Origin of the sequence: Methylobacterium sp. CCH5-D2 (assembly GCF_001556475.1) — a bacterium.
GTDB lineage: Bacteria > Pseudomonadota > Alphaproteobacteria > Rhizobiales > Beijerinckiaceae > Methylobacterium > Methylobacterium hispanicum.
Genome location: NZ_LSIX01000492.1, coordinates 1 through 2,634 on the forward strand (window position 1 = coordinate 1; position 2,634 = coordinate 2,634).

Annotated in this window: 4 protein-coding genes and 1 pseudogene; all 5 read left to right on the plus strand. The window is 76.8% G+C overall.

Going from position 1 to position 2,634, the window contains the following annotated elements; translation table 11 throughout:
- On the plus strand, nt 1–121 hold a 121-nt coding region (locus tag AX737_RS12565), incomplete at its 5' end, for a MucR family transcriptional regulator (protein WP_197430559.1).
- A gap of 118 nt (nt 122–239) precedes the next feature.
- Nucleotides 240–374 (plus strand): hypothetical protein, encoded by a 135-nt coding sequence (locus tag AX737_RS37095; RefSeq protein ID WP_280949071.1) that lies wholly within the window; start codon nt 240–242, stop codon nt 372–374.
- A 142-nt stretch (nt 375–516) separates the two neighbouring features.
- Nucleotides 517–912: a response regulator gene (locus AX737_RS12570; RefSeq protein ID WP_066921790.1), complete on the plus strand. Its 396-nt coding sequence runs from the start codon at nt 517–519 to the stop codon at nt 910–912.
- A gap of 168 nt (nt 913–1,080) precedes the next feature.
- Nucleotides 1,081–2,298, plus strand: coding sequence for a glycosyltransferase family 4 protein (locus AX737_RS12575; protein ID WP_066921792.1), 1,218 nt, complete (start codon nt 1,081–1,083; stop codon nt 2,296–2,298).
- Nucleotides 2,299–2,367: 69 nt separating this feature from the next.
- Nucleotides 2,368–2,634, plus strand: a pseudogene (locus tag AX737_RS12580) (undecaprenyl-phosphate glucose phosphotransferase); the annotation flags it as partial.

The window sequence follows — 2,634 nt, forward strand, 5'->3', positions numbered from 1 at the left end:
CTACCCCATGGTCGCTCCCGCCTACGCCGCCCAGCGCTCGGCGCTGGCCAAGCAGATCGGCCTCGGACGCCCCGGCGCCCTCGCCGAGCGCGAGGCGGGCGGGCGCCGGAAGGCCGCCTGATCCCCACCCGATCCCCGGCCTCGTCCCGGACCTCGCACGGGCGGCTCCGGCCGCCCGCCTGCCCATCGGGTTCGCAACGCCTCTCGCCGGCGGGGCGCCGCACGCTAGGTGTGCATCCATGCCCCGCTGGTTGTTCGTCATCTTCGCCGCCGCCCTCTTCCTGAGCGTCGCCGGCATCGTTCTCACCTTCCTGCGCACCGGGCCGACCGACCATCAGCCGGCCTCCGCGGCGCCGCGCAGCGCCGCGCCGTAACGCCTCTCCCGGGTTCCCTGCCGGGCCCTCCCGACAGGCCGGCGCCGGATCGGCGATGCCCCGGCCGGATCCTTGATCCAGTTTGTTGTCCATGCCCCCCGCGGTGGCAGCCTTCGCCCGCTCACGCCCCCGGGGACCTTCCATGACCGACGCCCGCCCACCGCTCGCCGGCCTGCACGTCCTGCTGGTCGAGGACGACTACGTGGTCGCGATGGAGCTGGAGCGGTGGCTGCGCGCGGCCGGCGCGCGCGTGATCGGGCCCGCGGCCCGGGTCGAGCAGGCGCTCGGGCTGATCGGCCCGCGCGTGCCCGATGCCGCCGTCCTCGACATCAATCTCGATGTCGGCCTCGGCGGCACGGTCTATCCCCTCGCCGACCGGCTCGACGCGCTCGGCGTACCCTACCTGTTCGTCACGGGGGACGTGCGCGTCGCGCGCCTGCCCGGCTACGGCGCCAAGCCGCGCATCGAGAAGCCGGTCCAGGAGGCCGAACTCGTCGCGGGACTGAGGCGCCTGCTTGCGGCCGCGACGGTTCCGTGAGGGTCCCTTAGCGCGCCGTTGACCGTGCCGGCGAAAATCCCCGCCGGCCCAGGGGGCGCTTAAGGCCTCGCCCACGGGCAGGGCGCAGAGTGCCGGGCAGGTCCCCGGCGGACGTGCGGCCCCGCATCCGGCCGCACGGACCGCCGGCCTCGCCGCCAGGAGAGCGCCGTGTCCCCGACCTCGCCCGATGCCGGCGCGCCGCGCCGGATCCTGCACGTCTTCCGCGCACCCGTCGGCGGCCTGTTCCGGCACGTTGTCGATCTGACGCGCCTCCAGGCGGGGGCCGGCCACGCGGTCGGCCTGATCTGCGACGCGGGCACGGGCGGCGCCCGCGCCGAGCGGACGCTGGCCGAGCTCGCGCCCCAGCTCGCGCTCGGCGTGCTGCGCGTGCCGATGCGGCGCAATCCCGATCCGGGCGACCTCGCCGCCCTGCGGGCGGTGGCGCGCCGGGCCGAGACGGTCGGCGCCGAGGTGCTGCACGGCCACGGGGCCAAGGGAGGCGTCTACGCCCGCCTCGCGCCCGTGCGCGGCGCGGCCGGTGCGCCGGGCGGCGGGCCGATCCGCGCCTATACCCCGCACGGCGGCAGCTACAACTACCGGCCCGGCAGCCTGCTGCACCGGCTCTACATGGGCGTGGAGGCGCTGCTCGCCCGCCGCACCGACGTCTTCCTGTTCGAGAGCGCCTACGTGGCCGGGCGCCACCGGGCCTATGTGGGCGCGGGCCGCACGGTGACCCGCGTCGTCCACAACGGCATCGACGAGGCGGAGTTCGTGCCGGTGGTCCGGGCGGACGACCCGTTCGACCTCGTCTACGTGGGCGAGCTGCGCGAGGCCAAGGGCCTGCCGGTGCTGCTCGACGCGCTGGCGGCCCTGCACGGGGCCGGCCGCCCGCTCAGCCTACTGATGGTGGGCTCCGGCCCGGACGAGGCGGCCTTGGCGGCCAGGGCCGCCCGTCTCGGCCTCGGCGCCGCGGTCGCCTTCGAGCCGGCCCAGCCGATCCGCCCGGTGCTCGCCCGCGGCCGGGTGATGGTGGTGCCCTCCTTCGCCGAATCGCTTCCCTACGTGGTGCTGGAGGCCGCGGCCGCCGCCCAGCCGCTGGTCGCCACGGATGTCGGCGGCATCCCGGAGATCTTCGGCGAGGCCGCCGGCGAGCTCGTGCCGCCCCGGGACCCGCTGGCGCTCGCCGAGGCCATCGCCCGCCTGCTCGACGAGGCGCCGGCCGCGCGCGAGGCCCGCTTCCGCGCGCTGAGCGAGGCCGTGCGCGCCCGCTTCTCGATGCGCAGCATGGGCGAGAGCGTGCTCTCCGGCTACGAGGCGGGCTTCCGCGCCCGGGCATCGCGCGGGCCGGCCCCGGCCGCCGGACGGCGCGGGCCCGCCTCCGCTTAAACATTCCGATAGGCCGCTCTGGCAGGATCGGCGGATGACCAGACGGGTGCGGCAGGGGCGAAGCGTCCGATGAGTGCGTTCGATGTCCGCGATGTCCTGAAGGCGGCGGGCCCGCCCGGCGCGACGGAGGCGCCGCGCGTGCCGCTCGCCGAGACCGCCGCGCCGGTGGCGCCGGGCGCGATCTCGACGGTCGTCGTCGCCGGGCTCGTCCGGATGGCCGAGTTCGGGACGATCGTCGCGCTCGGCATCGTGCTCCACGCAGTCCTGCTCGGCGGGGCGGTGCCCTTCGGGGCGCGCTACGCGGGCGCCGTCGGCGGCGTCGCGGCGGTCGCGGTC